Annotated in this window: 11 protein-coding genes; 3 read left to right on the top strand and 8 right to left on the bottom strand. The window is 60.3% G+C overall.

The features are described from left to right. Positions 1-22: 22 nt before the first annotated feature. Both AArcS_RS00315 and AArcS_RS00310 read right to left on the bottom strand, forming a co-directional pair. Complete coding sequence (locus AArcS_RS00315) at positions 23-298, bottom strand: DUF7854 family protein (RefSeq protein ID WP_238478439.1); 276 nt, start codon at positions 296-298, stop codon at positions 23-25. Beyond that, a complete protein-coding gene (locus AArcS_RS00310) occupies positions 298-4,512 on the bottom strand; it encodes an LAGLIDADG family homing endonuclease (RefSeq protein ID WP_238478438.1) in 4,215 nt (1,404 codons plus the stop codon). The genes AArcS_RS00315 and AArcS_RS00310 overlap by 1 nt, the downstream gene beginning before the upstream one ends. A 102-nt stretch (positions 4,513-4,614) precedes the next feature. Between AArcS_RS00310 and AArcS_RS00305 the strand changes: the two genes are divergently transcribed. Then, positions 4,615-5,118 (top strand): metal-dependent hydrolase, encoded by a 504-nt coding sequence (locus tag AArcS_RS00305; RefSeq protein WP_238478437.1) that lies wholly within the window; start codon positions 4,615-4,617, stop codon positions 5,116-5,118. A gap of 311 nt (positions 5,119-5,429) precedes the next feature. Here the strand turns inward: AArcS_RS00305 and AArcS_RS00300 are convergent, their stop codons facing one another. Beyond that, positions 5,430-6,617: an AGE family epimerase/isomerase gene (locus tag AArcS_RS00300; RefSeq protein ID WP_238478436.1), complete on the bottom strand. Its 1,188-nt coding sequence runs from the start codon at positions 6,615-6,617 to the stop codon at positions 5,430-5,432. Positions 6,618-6,621: 4 nt separating this feature from the next. After that, the gene (locus AArcS_RS00295) at positions 6,622-7,608 is read right to left on the bottom strand and encodes a Gfo/Idh/MocA family protein (RefSeq protein ID WP_238480027.1); all 987 of its coding nucleotides are present in this window, start codon (positions 7,606-7,608) and stop codon (positions 6,622-6,624) included. 127 nt (positions 7,609-7,735) lie between these two features. Here AArcS_RS00295 and fba point away from each other — a divergent pair, with 127 nt between their 5' ends. After that, positions 7,736-8,728 (top strand): class II fructose-bisphosphate aldolase, encoded by a 993-nt coding sequence (fba, locus tag AArcS_RS00290; protein WP_238478435.1) that lies wholly within the window; start codon positions 7,736-7,738, stop codon positions 8,726-8,728. Between the two features lie 153 nt (positions 8,729-8,881). Further along, positions 8,882-9,568, top strand: a complete 687-nt coding sequence (locus AArcS_RS00285; protein WP_238478434.1) for a type 1 glutamine amidotransferase domain-containing protein — start codon at positions 8,882-8,884, stop codon at positions 9,566-9,568. A gap of 16 nt (positions 9,569-9,584) precedes the next feature. Here AArcS_RS00285 and pfkB read toward each other — a convergent pair whose 3' ends face one another. The 4 genes from pfkB to AArcS_RS00265 form a co-directional block, all read right to left on the bottom strand. Further along, on the bottom strand, positions 9,585-10,499 hold the full coding sequence (pfkB, locus tag AArcS_RS00280; protein ID WP_238478433.1) for a 1-phosphofructokinase: 915 nt from the start codon (positions 10,497-10,499) through the stop codon (positions 9,585-9,587). Further along, positions 10,496-11,257: an HTH-type transcriptional regulator GlpR gene (gene glpR, locus AArcS_RS00275; protein ID WP_310736978.1), complete on the bottom strand. Its 762-nt coding sequence runs from the start codon at positions 11,255-11,257 to the stop codon at positions 10,496-10,498. Before glpR ends, pfkB begins: the two co-directional genes overlap by 4 nt. Before the next feature lie 36 nt (positions 11,258-11,293). Continuing rightward, positions 11,294-12,424, bottom strand: a complete 1,131-nt coding sequence (locus AArcS_RS00270; RefSeq protein ID WP_238478432.1) for a PfkB family carbohydrate kinase — start codon at positions 12,422-12,424, stop codon at positions 11,294-11,296. Positions 12,425-12,997: 573 nt separating this feature from the next. Then, positions 12,998-14,512, bottom strand: a complete 1,515-nt coding sequence (locus AArcS_RS00265) for an oligosaccharide flippase family protein (RefSeq protein WP_238478431.1) — start codon at positions 14,510-14,512, stop codon at positions 12,998-13,000. Between the last annotated feature and the right edge of the window lie 83 nt (positions 14,513-14,595).

The raw sequence follows: 14,595 nt of genomic DNA, 5'->3' as shown, positions 1-14,595 counted from the left end.
AAAATTAATGAACTGGACCGGGTTATATACGTTCGACGGACTCGGCGACGACGTTCTCCCCCAGAATGGACGTTGCCCGTTCGACCGCCTCGTCGGGCGACGCCGCAACCACGACGACCGGCTCTTGGCGGCTGATCGGCTGGACTCGATATGCCGCAGTGGCCTCGCCCTCGTAGTCCGTTGCGTAGGTCCGAACGGCCGCCAGTACGCGCTCCTCAGTCGTTGTAAGATCGACCGTACCGTCCTCGAACGCTGCCAGCGCGTCCTCGACGTTCCTGATCGCAGAAATTCGGTCCATTATGTAGTCCGTACGTGATCGGTGCTGGGCGAATACAACTCACCTTGTGTTTTGAGCTTCTCTATTTCCTGTTCGGCCTTCGTTTGATCCATCCCGATCTCGTCGGCCCGATCGAGCACCACATCAACGGGCGCGCCTTCATCGTACTCCGTCTCGATATCTGCGATCAACTGCTTGATGTTCTTGATCCGGTCGCGCTGGGACTTGCTGGTCCCCGTCTCGACGACGTCAGCGTCGTACTGACCCGTCTCGGGATCGACGCCGATATCCTGGAGACACGAGCGAACGATCTCGATGACGCGCTCGGCGTCCTCGATCTCGACGGTGTCGGCGAGGCGGACCCGCGCGCTCGCCTCCGCAAGCCGGACCAGTGCCTCCAGCTTTCGGGCGGTGACCGGAACGGGAGCATCCTCGTCGGTCCCTTTCGAACGCAAGTCGACGTAGAAGTCCCGGATCGCCTCCTTGGCCTCCTCGCTCATCGTCGGATAGACGTTCGATTTCGCGTGTGCGACGTACTTGCGAAGCAACTCAGCGTCGATCACGGGTTCGACTTCCTCGGTCTGGCTCTCGACCTGCTCGCGGGTGACGTTTGGCGCGCTCAGCTCCTCGCGCTGGGTGTTCAACTCCCCCGCAAAGTTCGTCTGCAAGATGTGTTCGGCCAGCCGGGAGTCCTCTTCCTCGTCCGGCTGATCGGTGACCGTGAAGATCAGGTCGAATCGCGAGATCAGCGCCGGTTCGAGATCGATCTGCTCGCCGATCGACTCGTACTGATCGAAGCGGCCGTACTTGGGGTTTGCCGCGCCCAGAAGCGAACAGCGGGATTTGAGGGTGGCGTTGATTCCTGCCTTGCTGATACTGATCGAATTGTGAAGGATAACGCCCTGGCTCACGAACGTGTTGGTCGGTTCAACTGTCACGTCATAGACCCACTCACACTGGTGATCACCCTCGTTCGGGACCGTTTCGACGTTCGTCACCTCGTAATATCGCAGTTCGGTCTTTTCTGAGAGCGTGTCGAGTCGACCTTCAGCCTCGGCTAGCGCGTCCCGAACGGCAGCCGCTGCACGCTCGGCGATCAGAGTGCGGCGTTCGGAATTATAGCCGCCGTCCTCGGCGTAGGAGATGGAACTCGTCGTTTCGCCGTCGATCCGTTCGGCCAGCTGCCGACAGGACCAGTCGACCGCCGCTCGGATCTCCGATACCGACTCGCAGTCTTCGAGGGACGCCCGAACCGCATCAATTCGCTCGTGGAGCGTTGCCACCTCCGCTTCGACAGTTTCGATCTGAACGCCGAACCCCTCGTCGACGTTCGGATAGAACTGTCCGGTCAGACCAATACCCAGCAGTGTTCGCAGTGTTCGGATCTCTTCTGCCGCGCTCGGCGGTAAGACATCGTGATGGCGTCGCGTATCAGTGCTGCGCTCGGCAAACGCCCGTGCATCATCGTACCGGTCGTCGGTCGGGTCGACGATCTGTTCGACGAACGACCCAGTCGAATCGCCCATCACGTACGTCTTCCAGGAGTCCTGGGCGATATCGTGGTGAATCCGGGTAGCCACACCGATCTTGGAGAGCGCGTCCGCATAATCTTCGGCGAGGCCTGTCGATGCCGTTGAAAAGGACATCGCCTCGCTCTCGACACCGCCGTCGCCCGCGAACGCACCGACGAGGAACCGTCGGATTTCTTCTTCGGACCCTCCGAGGACAGCACTCGGGATCCGCTTGTCCCGCGCAGTTTCCATCACGCCTGCAAAGTTCCGGTCGAACCAGCGGTAGAGCTTCGTCGATACCCACCGCTTTGTGGTTGTTCCGTCAGTGGAAACGGTATCCGTACTCTCCATCTCAAAGACGTCTCGCATCAGTACATCGATCCTATCGAGCAGTCGCGGATCCTGGTTCGAGAACCCGATCTCGTGAGACGACCCCGCATAACTGTGGCCCTCTGCGGTGAGCAGTCCCAGAATCTCCGCCAGATCCGGGGAGAGTTCCTCTGGGAGCGTTACGTCTTTTTCTTTGCCGATATGCACCTCCTCGTCGAGAGAAACGCCAGCCGAGGAGTTGGGTAGCTTACGGGGTGCTGGCACGTACTGGCCCACCTCGATACTGCTGGCCTCGACAGTGTCGATTGTCCCCCCCTCCTCGACGAACATCGGGTGCTCCGGCGTCACGAGGACATCACGACCGTTCGAGAACGTCACGCGGACGAACTCCTCCGGAGCCTCGTGTCGGCTCACCCGATCGACCGACGTCTTGGTCGTCTCGTTGGCGTCGAGATCCGTCGAGTGGATCCTGACGCCCTCGACCGGTGCGATCTCGCAATCAACGCCATCAATCACCTCGGTCTCGTCGTCCTCAATCCGCTCGTCGACGAACTCGCCGATTTCGACGCGTCGACCGTCCGCAAGCAGGACTTCGGTGTCAGGGTGGTAGGACTGCTGCTCTAGCCCCTCATGCATTGCCGACCGATCTCCGGCATCCATCTTATCGAGTTCGTCGACTGCTGCGACGCCTTTATCTGCCAACACCATCGCGCCAGCCTCTAGCGTCCATTGCTGGCCGTCTCCAAAATCATCGCGTACCGCTGCGGCAGTAAGCCCGGCAGCGCTAGATCCCTTCCCGGACGTATATACAGATCTAGGAGAAATTTCTCGAACATATTGCAATAGTTGGGAGTTATGTGAAAAGACGTTGTTCGAGAGGTAGCTATGCGTCCCTTTGACCTCTAGATCGTAGACCCAGTCGTACTCCGGTTCGACGACATTGATAGACTCGATATGATCCCGCTCCACGGGCCAACCTTCGCCAGACGGCACAGAGTCAAAATCCGGCCCAGAGAGTGCCCCGCCGTCTGTAGCCAGCGGTTTGTCAGGACGATCGGGTGAGATGGCAACTGAGTCACCCACCTGTAGCTCATCAGCGATACGGGCTTCGTACCCGCGGGGGCGGCTGACGAACAACGGATGTGACGGAGTCACTTCGAGTTCGTACCCGCTTGCGGTCCTGATCTGACACATCCGGTCGGGAGCCTCCCGTTTCCACACCTTCGTCGCAGTACGGAGTTCAGTAGTTCCATCAGTACCCAGAGAGACCACATCCTGATCGAGAGAGTCATACACTCCATCGTCGACTGGAGATGGATCCGTGAGATTCGCCTCGACGATCTCTTTGATAGGGCGTTCGCGTCCGTCGGCCAGTGTTACTAACGTATCACCTTTAACACATTTACCCGTCCCCGGATCTCCGATCAACAGCATATGCAGGTCCCCGCGGATCCGCGAGCCATCGGGGAGGTGTTTGGTAACACCGGAAAAGAGCTGGAGGATGATAGCGAGTTTCTCCTGGTCGTAGCCGTAGATCGAGGGGGCCATCGAACCGATCATCTTCTCGTAGATGTCGGGCGACTGGGAGAGTTCGATGATCTCGGCCTTTTCCTCTTCGGTGATCTCCATGTCCTCGAACTGCTCGTCCTCGATCTCGACGGTGATACCGTCCATGTAGATATCGAAAATCGGTGATTTTTCCTGCTGGTTACCCTGCTGCTGGAGATGGAGAATGCCGGTGACGGTGACGTGATCGCCAGCCGTCACCTCGCCGGTGATGTCGTCCTCTATTGTGAGATCGACGGCCTGGGGCGTCTCACCGCCCCGCAGCCCCTCGGGACTCTCCTGCACCCGGAGTTTCTGTGCGTCGACGAACTCCGACTGATCGAAGTTGACATTGAAGGGGCCCTGTCGCTCACAGCCCTGACACTCGTGAGGTTCCTGAAAGTCGCCGGAAGACTGGGGGATGTAGTTCAACGTGCCACACCGCTGGCACTCGAAGGCCGCTTCCTCGATCTTCGGCCGGACGTCCGTCGCCTTGCGGACGATGCCGGAGACCGACAGTAGTTGCCCGACGTGTCGTGAGCGGATATCACGGATTCCGGTCGTCTCCGGGAGGTTGTACAGGCGGACGTGTGCCCGCCCGAGGCTCACGTCGACCGGGAGGTCGTAGATCCGCAGCGCCTCTTCGGCGTACTCCTGGAGCTGTTCGGGCTGTGAGAGAAAGTCGTCGGCGAGATCGGGATCGTATCGGTAGAGGTCGTCCCAATCGATATACAGGGAGCGCTGCTCGCCGGGATAGTTCTGTGCGAGCTCGCCGATCTCCTCGCGGTAGTAGTTGCGGTAGAACTGCTCGAAGGCGTCGACGAGTTCGGTGTTCTCCGCTGTCGCCATTGCACGAGCGTAGCGCCGCATCGCCTAAGAACCTTGCCAAAGGAGGGTGGAAGTGATTGGCATACCCCGAGGCTTACCTACCAGGATCGGTAACGGTCCAGTATGTGGCCGCTGGTGCACCCGTTCTTTGGCTACCTCTGTTACAGCGCGTATCGGCGTCTCGATGGTGAGGCACCTACCGCAGGTCCGACGGTTGCGGTCGTTATCGGCGCGCTGTTACCTGATCTCATCGACCAGCCGCTACGAATCCTGCTGGCAGGACATGTCGGGCGGTCGGTCGGCCACTCGTTGCTCGTGGCCGTGCCGACGATCCTGCTGGTGTGGTTCGTCACACGACGTAGGGGACGAGCACGTCTCGGCGTTGGCTTCACGGTCGGCTATCTCTCCCATCTGGTTTCCGATGCGTTCTGGCCGCTGCTGGTTGGGGCGTACGACGAACTGGGCTATTTGCTCTGGCCGATCACGGAGATGCCGGAGTATACGGGCCGGAAAGTGCTCGTCGAGGCCGGAGGTGTGACCGTCACGACGTACTGGCTGGAAGCGCTGATCGTGCTCGTTGCGGTTGCGGTCTGGTGGCGTGACGGTCGGCCGATTCTCGGACGATAGATACTGGACGATTTGCCGGCAAAATAAAAAATATGAATTTATCCTATTAATCAATCATATCAAGATAGTAACTGGTAGGGCGGAAATTCAAGAGTTGCCAATAGAACTCCACTCAAGTACTTCTGAGAAGTTGAGCTATCGCCATCAGTTAATCGCTCGTCAGCAGAGTAGACATATATCCGGTAGTAGAGCCTCAATACGCCGATTCTGCCGGAATTCTCATTTTTCATATTTGTAAAAATAAGATTTTCTATATATTGCCAGAACAGTCAGGTTTTGAATATAAAATGTGGGGATAGCTCACCAGCGCGCTACGAGAGCGATCGAATCCCTTCGAGACATGCACCGATCGGGTGGTACCCCGGCTCGACTGCAACCCCCTCGGTTGTCGGCATCGGCTCGTTGTCTTCGGTAACTTTCGTGTACCAGTTACGGTTCACAGGAGCGATCAGGTGCTCGTCTGCGTACGTCCAGAACCGGCTGTACCAGTCCAGATACTGCTCGTCGTCCGTTCGCTCCGTGAAGACGGCAGCAGCGCCAATCCCCTCCGCGACTTCCCAGGAGTATTTGTCGTTGACCAGCGGCTCGCCATCGAGGTCGAACGAGTAATAAAAGCCCCCGTGATCGTCGTCCCAGCCGTACTCGATCGCTGCGTCGAACAGTTCCTCGGCACGGGGGAGCAGCCAGGACGCGTCGGCGTATCGGTCGAGGACGGCGAGCAGTTTCGCCCACTCGATCTGATGGCCCGGCTGATACCCCCAGGGCCGGAAGGTGTGTGTCGGGTCGTCGCGGTTATACTCGAAATCGTGCCCCCAGTCGGCGGTGTAATGCTCCCAGATAAGTCCGTCCGTCTCGGCGGTGAGATCGACAGTGAGCGACTCGGCAATCGTTATCGCGCGATCGAGATATCGGGTCTCGTTGGTGGTCTCGTACGCCGCGATCATCGCCTCGCAGGTATGCATGTTTGCGTTCTGTCCCCGGTAGGAGTCTGCGCTCGTCCACTCCGGATCGTATTCGCTCGCGCAGAGACCGTAGTCCGCTTCCCAGAACCGCTCGTCAATGAGGTCCGAAACCGAACCGAGTTCCGACTGGGCCCGACCGATGCCGATCTCGGCGGCACGCGAGAGCGCCAGCAGGACGAACGCATGACCGTAACAGACTCGACGCGAGTCGACCGGCTCGGTACCATCGAGCAGCCAGTGGAAACCGCCGTGCTCGCTGTCACGATGGACGTCGAGCAGGAAGTCGACGCCTCGCTCGGCCGCAGGACGACACCACTCCGGGCCGCCAAGCTGATCCGCGACGGCGAAGTTCGTGACGAAGCGGGCCGTCGCCACGAGATGTTTCGTGTCGTGGTCGTAGAGCTCTCCAGTCGCTTCGTCGAACTGGGCGACGTACCCACCGTGGACGTCGTCGAGACAGTCGGGGTAGTAGAACTCGAGGATACGTTCAATTTCGTTGCCAAGCCAGCCGTGGTCGCGGTATTGTTGGTCAGACATTGTGTTATTGTTGGGTATCGACTGTGGTGGGTTCCCCACTGTCGGCGCTCCGGTACAGCGCGTCGATAACTGCCATATTCTCGATTGCCTCCGTACCGCCAGTCCGGGGCTGTGCTCTAGACTCGACGCAGTCGACGAAATGGTCGATCTGCAGCCGGTACTGATCGACCGGCTCGAACCGCTCGGTGCCACGAACGCCGTCGATCATGTAGTCGAGTTCGGCCGGATCGTCCGATGGCGGGCTGAACGCGTTTTCGACCTCGATCCAGCCGTTCGCCGCTTCGACCCGATATCGCTGAACGGTCTGGGTATCAAAACCCGAGGCGACTCTGGCAGAAGAGCCGTCATCGTACTCCAGGATTCCGGCGACCTCCGTGTCGACGCCCGAATCACGGGAGTCGTGGATGTGGGCATATACGCGACCCGGCTGGCCGAGAAACTGCCGGGCAGCCGAGACGGCGTACGCGCCGACATCCATCAGGCTTCCCCCGGCGAGGTCGGGATTCAGCCGGATATCGTCAGGGGCGTCGACCAGCGGGAATTTGAACGATGCCGAGACAGAGCGGATATCATCGAGGCGCTCGTCGGCCAGTTCGATCGCGCGTTCGGTTCTTGGGTGAAACTGATACATGAACGCCTCCATGAGCGTGACGTCGCGTCGTTCGCAGTGATCGACGACCTCGTGGGCCTCCGCGGCATCGACGGTGAGGGGTTTCTCACAGAGGACATCGAGCCCGGCGTCTGCCGCCCGTTTCGTCCACTCGGCGTGCAGGCCGTTGGGAAGGGGGATATAGACGGCATCGATCCCGGAATCGTCGAGTAGCGCGTCGTAGGATCCGTAGCTCCGGGGAATCGAAAAGTCGTCCGCGACCGACGCCGCCCGGTCGGCGTCCCGGGAGGCGATCGCACCGACCGTCGCTTCGCTCTCCCGGATCGCGGGAACGACCGAGTTTCGGGCGATGCCTGCCGTGCTGAGAATACCGAACTCCATGCGCGGTGATTGATCGTGCACACTAAAAGCTCTCCGGGCGATTGAACGTGCATCGCGCCGATAGACCGCGGTTTCGAATATATTATTACCCGCGCCGTGGAACGTTTACGGTGGGTAGACCACTACCATGTCATTCTACGACGGCAGTGAACTCGCGACCGTGTACGACGACGCGCTGGAGGAAGGGTTCGGCCTGATCGCCTCGAACATCGCGGAGCCGAATACGATGATCGGCCTGATGGAAGGGGCAGCACGCAACGACTCGGATCTATTGTTGCAGGCCTCTGCCGGAGCCTGTCGCTTCGCCGGGAACGGCGACGCCAAAGCCGGCCTAAAAGCGCTCGGTGGCTACATCGACGCGCTCGCCGAGGGGTTCGATATCGGCGTGTTCCTCAATATGGACCACCAGACCGACATGGACTTCATCGAGTACCAGATGGAGACCGACATTCCATCCTCGGTGATGATCGACGCCTCCCACGAGCCGTTCGAGGAGAACGTCGCCGAGAGCAAGAAGGTCGTCGAGATGGTCGACGAGTACGACGCCGACATCCTCATCGAGGCCGAACTGGGCCAGATCAAAGGCGTCGAGGACGAGATCGCCGTCGAGGACGCGTTCTACACCGATCCCGAGCAGGCCGTCGAGTTCGTCGATCGGACGGGCTGTGACCTGCTTGCGATCTCCGTCGGTACGCAGCACGGCGTCGCCAAAGGAAAGGATCTGGAGCTTCGCCCCGACCTCGCGGGCGATATCCGTCAGGCGCTGCGCGACCACGGCCTGGACACGCCGCTCGTCCTGCACGGCTCCTCGGGCGTCCAGCCCGACCAGCTCCAGGAGATGCTCCAGCACGGCATTTGCAAGGTCAACAAGGACACCCGGTACCAGTACGAGTACACCCGGACTGCCTTCGATTACTACGACGAGCACCGCGACGCCATCTTCCCGCCGGAGGGCGTCCCGGATTCGCGTGATACCTTCTTCAACGACACCGACTGGTCGCCGAACAAGGACCACTTCGACCCCCGCGTCACCGGCCGGGAGATCCGCGAGCGCATCGCGGACGTTCACGCCGACCTGACCGAGGTCTCGGGGAGCGCAGGCAACAGCAAATTCGATTGAACTCGGTGCTGTCGCGTTTTTATCGAGTCGCCAGCCAGCGAGAGCGTTGCCAGTCCAGCGGCGTGGCAGCCAGCGAGGGTGTTCCCAGGCCACAGCCATGACAGGCAGTGAGTATGGTGGGTTTTTCAGTGCTTGGACCCGAGTATGTTACTGATGGCGAACGCACTCTTTATCGTCAGTGAAGAAGGGTACTGGGGCGAAGAATGTATTGAGCCACTGACAACACTGTCGGACGCCGGTGTCGAAATTACTGTAGCAACGCCAAGCGGGGGCCCGCCGGTGATCGACGAGCAATCTGTCGATCCGGACGAAGTCGGTGAGGAGACGGCGACACACGTTGCCGAGGTCCACGAGACCGACGAGCGACTGCGGAATCCAGAGGCCCTGGCGGACGTCACCCCGGACGCGTACGATGCGGTCGTGTTTCCGGGGGGTCACGGCACTGTGTGGGATATCAATCAGGACCGCCACGCCCGGGCCGCACTCCGAACGGCTGTCGAGGACGGGGATGCAAAGGCGCTTGTCGTCTGCCATGCGGTCGGGATCCTCGCCTTTACCCGGGACTCCGATGGGGGATTCCTCGTCTCCGGACGGAACGTGACCGGGTTCCCGAACGCCTGGGAGGACGGGATCGTCACCGAGCAGGAACTGCTACCCGACGGGCGGAAACTTCCCTACTGGGTCGAGGATGAACTGAACGCTGCCGGTGGCAACTGGGACGCCGAACTCGACGCTGAGACGTCAGTTACCGTCGACGGCGACCTCATCACGGCCCGTGGTCCGTCGTCATCCCACGAGGCAGCACTCGTACTTCTCGACGAGATGGGTATCAGCCCCTAGAGATCAACAAAAACGTTCAGTCCGGGTCCTCGACGATTCGGACCTGATCGGCGAGCTCCGGGACATCGTCGAGGTGGTTGACCGCCGTTCCGACGGTACCGACGAGTCGCGCCGACACTGCGACGCCATAGCTGAGGACGCGCTCGGGCGACTCGCTCGTGTGCGAGGCAGCGAGGACGCCCGAGAGCAACGCGTCGCCCGCGCCAACCGTATCGGCGACATCGACGTCGAGCGATTCTGCGAACAGAACGGTGTCCTCGGCGACGTACAGCGCCCCCATCGCGCCGAGCGAGGCGACGACACGGTCGAACCCCTGCCTGCGAAGTGCCTGTGCGGCCTCACGACACTCCGCGATCGTCTCACAGGGCATCCCGGTAGCGGCTGCGAGTTCGACCTCGTTCGGTTTGCAGAGGCTGTACTGGGCGTCGAGTTCGGCGAGCGCCTCGCCGCCGACGTCGACGACGGTTTCCCAGGGGCCACCCTCTGCGAGTCGGTCGATCGCATCGACGTCGAGGCCCGGCGGGAGCGAGCCGCCGATCACGACGACTGCAGGCTCGTGGCGGGAAATCACGTCGATCAACTCGTCGATGGCTGACTCGTCGACGGTTGGGCCGTGGTGATTGATCTTGTACTCCGCATCCGGAGCCGAAATCGTCGTGTTCAGACGAGTCCGTTCGGAAACCTCGACGAAGTCGTGGGTGATCCCGTCCTCGTCGAGTTCGTTGCGGATGAACTCGCCGGTCATCCCACCGAGCAGCCCGGTCGTTGTCGTTTCGACGCCGAGGTGGCGCAGGTACTGGGAGACGTTGATGCCCTTGCCACCGGAGTTGAGTTCGTACTCACCGGTCCGGGCGACATCACCGTCGACCAGTGGTTCCGTGAGCGATAGCGTGTGGTCGATCGCTGGGTTGAGTGTGACTGTAAGGATCATATATCGTCGATGTAGTTAGTGTTGGAGTCGTCGAAGGCGGCACGGTACGGGTCGGAGAGCCGTTCATCAGTGATGACGAGATCGATCTCTTCGAAGTCGGCAAAGCGGACGAAGCTCCGCTCGTCGAACTTCGTCGCGTCCGCGACCAGCACGACACGCGTCGAGTTGTCGATCATACTGCGTTTGGCCTGTGCTTCGGCCTCATTAGGAGTCGTCAGCCCAGTCTCGAGATCGATTGCGTTCGTCCCCAGGTAGAGGAGATCGAAGTGCAGCCGTTCGATGAACGCTTCGGTGGACGGGCCGACAAGCGCCTGCGTGCTCTGTCGGAGCCGACCGCCGGTGAGTTTGACGTCATTGTCACCGCCACCGAGTTCAAGTGCGAGCAACGGCGAGTTAGTGACGGACACGATCGAGCCATCTGTCGGTGCGCGTTTGGCGACCTCCATCGTCGTCGTCCCGGTATCGAAGAATACGACCTGTCCGTCCTGCAGTTCGTCGATTGCGTGATCGGCGATGGTCCGTTTGACGTCCAGATTCTGGACCTCCTTTTGATCGAACGCCTGCTCGTTGCCCACGCTGGTAACCGGGAGCGCCCCGCCGTGGGAGCGCTCGATCAGTTGCTCGTCTTCGAGCGTCTGGAGGTCGCGTCGGATCGTCGCCTCGGACACGTCGAGTTCATTGGCCAGTGTCGTCACTGAGCACCCGTCGTGTGCGGAAACGAGTTCGACTATCGTCCGTCGCCGTTGTCGTGGTAACATGATTGAGTATCGTATCTCGTTCCCCCAAGCGCAGTGTTACGCTTCGAGGAACGCTTCGTACTCGTCGAAGTATGCATGGAGTTCCTCGTAGGACGGCTGATCGCCGCTCCCGACGAAGTACGAGGCGACGGCGTTACCGATCGCGACCGCAGCACGGTCCGGAACGTCGTTGACGAGGCCGAGCGAGAGCCCTGCGTTGAAATGATCGCCCGCACTCGTGGTGATCTCGGGCTCCTCGACGCGGGGAACGGCAACGCGGCTCGACCCATCCGCAGTAACGACGACCGACTCGTGTGCGCCGTGCCCGACGAATCGTGTCACACCGAGTGCCTCGTAGGCGGCGCCGGACGCCTCGGCGAGCGTGTCGTACTCCCCGCCCGAGAGCGTCTCGGCGAGGACGGTGGACTCGAACTTGTTCGCGGTGATGGTCAGCGTCGCAACGTCGTCCAGACGAGTAATGACATCCATTCCCTCGCGCAGTTCGGCCTCGCTGAGCTTGCGGACATCGCCCGGATCGACCATGACGGTTTCCGGCGGGTCATCGAGCAACGGCCAGACGTCTTCGAGCAGCCCCGCTACGATGTCTGGAAAACTCGGCATGTCGGCAAAGTAGCCCATTCCGAACAGCGCAGCACCGTCAATGCGGTTTGCGAGCTCCGCTGGCTCGGTGTGCTCGACGATTTCGGCCCAGTCGAGGTCCCGTGTCTTGTTGATCTCCATCAACATCAGTTTCCCGTCGTCGAACTCGCAGGCGTCCGTGTATCCCGGATCGCCAAAGGAGACCATCTCGAACTCGTCGAACTCCTCGGCGAAGGGCTCCTCGATAGGGTTGCCGTAGGTGCCGATCATCACCGGATCGTAGCCGAGGTGACCGTACGCCCGCGAGAGGTGTGCGGTATGACCGCCGGTGCGGGTCGCCGTGTTGAGCCACTCGATCGACAGCGAGCTATCGGCGGCCGCGGACGTGCTGATCCGATCGCCGAGTTCTTCGAGCGTCGTCAGGGAATCATAGGTATCCTCGTCCTGTCGCTCGGCGACCATTCGCCGAACCCGGTCGACGAAGCCATCGAAGCCGAACACCACGGACTCGGCGTCGAGCTGGGTGGGCAACGACTCGCGGCAATCCTCGATCGCTGCGGCCGTTTCTCTTCGTACCTCTTTGTCCATACTGGATGAATTAGAGGAGGACCGATAAAATCGTTGTGTACTGTTGCAGGATTCTGACGACAGAGTGAGTAAGATCAGCCCCACTGTATTTATTTCTGATCGATAGAATAGATTAGAAGATAAAGCAGTAGCAAATTGAGTGAAGTCTTACAGTCAGACCTGCGTAACAAACCGACACAGACGGAATAGCAATTAACGATAGATACAGTTACAGCAAAACGCCCGGAAGGAAGGTCAGTGTTCACAACATCGCGTAGAGATTATTCCTGCAGACTTTTTGAGAATTCTGAAGATAGCGATACTCCGTCGACCTGTCCGAGCAGTTGTCGCCGTCAGTATGCAAAGCTAGCCAACCGTCACGTCGACGCAAGCTACACCACCAGATACGCAGTAGGGAGTTACAGGCGCTACCTCGGGAGACTGAGCTCGTATATCGAGAGCCGAAACCGGACGATCGAATAGCGCCCGACGGGGCCACTGGTCACCGAAGGCTCCCGAATACTGACGAGCAACTACCAATCCCATCATCGCTGGCAGCCGTATCGACCCCCCACAGCCACGAGAACCCATCACTCAATCGGGTGACCCCGGTGCTCCAGCAACCTCCTGGTAGGCTCTGCGATCGACCGGTTCGATACCGAAAGATAGCAAGACGGCAGCATACAGCGCGATGCCAACCACTGCGCCGACGACAATGGCTGGGAGGGGGGGTAACAGCCAGCCGACGAAACCCATTCCAGGTGCCGCAACCGCGCCCGCAAGCAGTGGTTTGAAGAATGATCGGGAGTACGGATGAAGCCGCTCGAAGTACCACACTTCGGCAACCTTCGTGAGATTACGGACTGCGAGCACACCGGCGGAGGCCACTGCCGCCCCGACGAAACCAAACTGCTGGATGAGAACGACGTTGAGGACGACGTTGGCGATTCCGAACACCCACTCGTTGGCCATTACGACGTACTGGTGATCAGTCATCATCAGCAGATAGCCGCTCGGTCCGGTGGCACAGTTGAACAGTTGACCGATGACAAACAGCGTCAGCACGAGCGTTCCGGCGGTGAACTCGGGGCCGAACAGCGTCAGAATCTCGACGCGGAAGACGATCGCAAGGATGCCAAGCAAAAGGCTGATCGTGAAGATCCAGCGCGTCGTTGCGCCGTAGATAGCCGCCAGATCGGCCCGCTCGTCGTTGGTGTACAGCCGTGCGGCAACTGGCGGAAATAACTGGTTGAACGCAAGCAACGGGATGTACAGCAGACTCGAGACGAGTACGGAGACGTTGTAAATGCCGACCGCAGTCGACGAGAGAAAGACACCGACGATCAGCACATCGATCCGCCCTTGCATGACCGTCCCTGCCTCTTTGGCGGTCAGTGGTAACGAGTAGTTGTAGTACTCCCTGACAGTCTCGCGAGTCGCGTGCGGGCCACGTAGCGTTGGCCGGACGTCGAGCCGAGTCAGAAAGAGGAAGCCTGCAACGACGAGCGTCACCATGCTCGCGGCGACCATCGCCGCGACGAGGCCGTAGACCGACGCCCCGACGAGAAGCGCACCGCCGACGGCGACGATTCGCAGAACGGGCTTTACCAGTCGATCGGCGAACACCTCGTACTCGATCAACTCGACTGCACGAAACGTCGCGTACAGCAGGTTCGCAAGCGTATCCAGAAACAGGATCCCTGCGAACAGCCGCAAGACGGCAACGAAGCCCGCTTCGTCGAGGGTAAGCGCCGCGACTGTCGGAGCGAAGACGAACAGCACCGTCGAGACTGTGAGCGCGCCCAGAAACGAGGTGAGCCACGCAAGCCCGAGGAGAAAGCGGCGCTTCTGGGGCTCATCCTCGTACTGGGGGAGATACTTGAGAATGGACGTGTCAGAGCCGAGGTTCGTCAGGAGCAAGGCCGTAAACGCGATCGTCTTGCCGTACGCGAACAATCCGTACAGGCCTGCCCCGAGCCAGCGCGAGACGAGCAGGTGGACGAGAAACTCACCGGCGTCGGAGACGATTTTCCCGACGGTGTAGAGGGAGGCTCCGCGAGCGATCGAGACGAGCGAGTGGACCCGAGACTCGTCACCCCTGTCCGTCATTGCGCGGCTCTTCGACCGAACACACATCCGTCTGTCGTTGAAGGGCAGGTCACAAGAGTCAACTATCGGATCAGGGGAGAGCA

It is taken from the genome of Natranaeroarchaeum sulfidigenes (genome assembly GCF_017094485.1).
In the GTDB taxonomy this organism is placed as follows: Archaea; Halobacteriota; Halobacteria; order Halobacteriales; family Natronoarchaeaceae; genus Natranaeroarchaeum; species Natranaeroarchaeum sulfidigenes.
This window is presented reverse-complemented; position numbering and strand designations above follow the sequence as displayed.

Coding starts and splice junctions, on each gene's coding strand:
- AArcS_RS00295 (WP_238480027.1), bottom strand. CDS start 7,608: ATGGAGTTCGGTATTCTCAGCACGGCAGGCATCGCCCGAAACTCGGTC.
- AArcS_RS00285 (WP_238478434.1), top strand. CDS start 8,882: ATGGCGAACGCACTCTTTATCGTCAGTGAAGAAGGGTACTGGGGCGAA.
- AArcS_RS00270 (WP_238478432.1), bottom strand. CDS start 12,424: ATGGACAAAGAGGTACGAAGAGAAACGGCCGCAGCGATCGAGGATTGC.
- AArcS_RS00265 (WP_238478431.1), bottom strand. CDS start 14,512: ATGACGGACAGGGGTGACGAGTCTCGGGTCCACTCGCTCGTCTCGATC.
- glpR (WP_310736978.1), bottom strand. CDS start 11,257: ATGTTACCACGACAACGGCGACGGACGATAGTCGAACTCGTTTCCGCA.
- fba (WP_238478435.1), top strand. CDS start 7,736: ATGTCATTCTACGACGGCAGTGAACTCGCGACCGTGTACGACGACGCG.
- pfkB (WP_238478433.1), bottom strand. CDS start 10,499: ATGATCCTTACAGTCACACTCAACCCAGCGATCGACCACACGCTATCG.
- AArcS_RS00305 (WP_238478437.1), top strand. CDS start 4,615: ATGTGGCCGCTGGTGCACCCGTTCTTTGGCTACCTCTGTTACAGCGCG.
- AArcS_RS00300 (WP_238478436.1), bottom strand. CDS start 6,617: ATGTCTGACCAACAATACCGCGACCACGGCTGGCTTGGCAACGAAATT.
- AArcS_RS00315 (WP_238478439.1), bottom strand. CDS start 298: ATGGACCGAATTTCTGCGATCAGGAACGTCGAGGACGCGCTGGCAGCG.
- AArcS_RS00310 (WP_238478438.1), bottom strand. CDS start 4,512: ATGGCGACAGCGGAGAACACCGAACTCGTCGACGCCTTCGAGCAGTTC.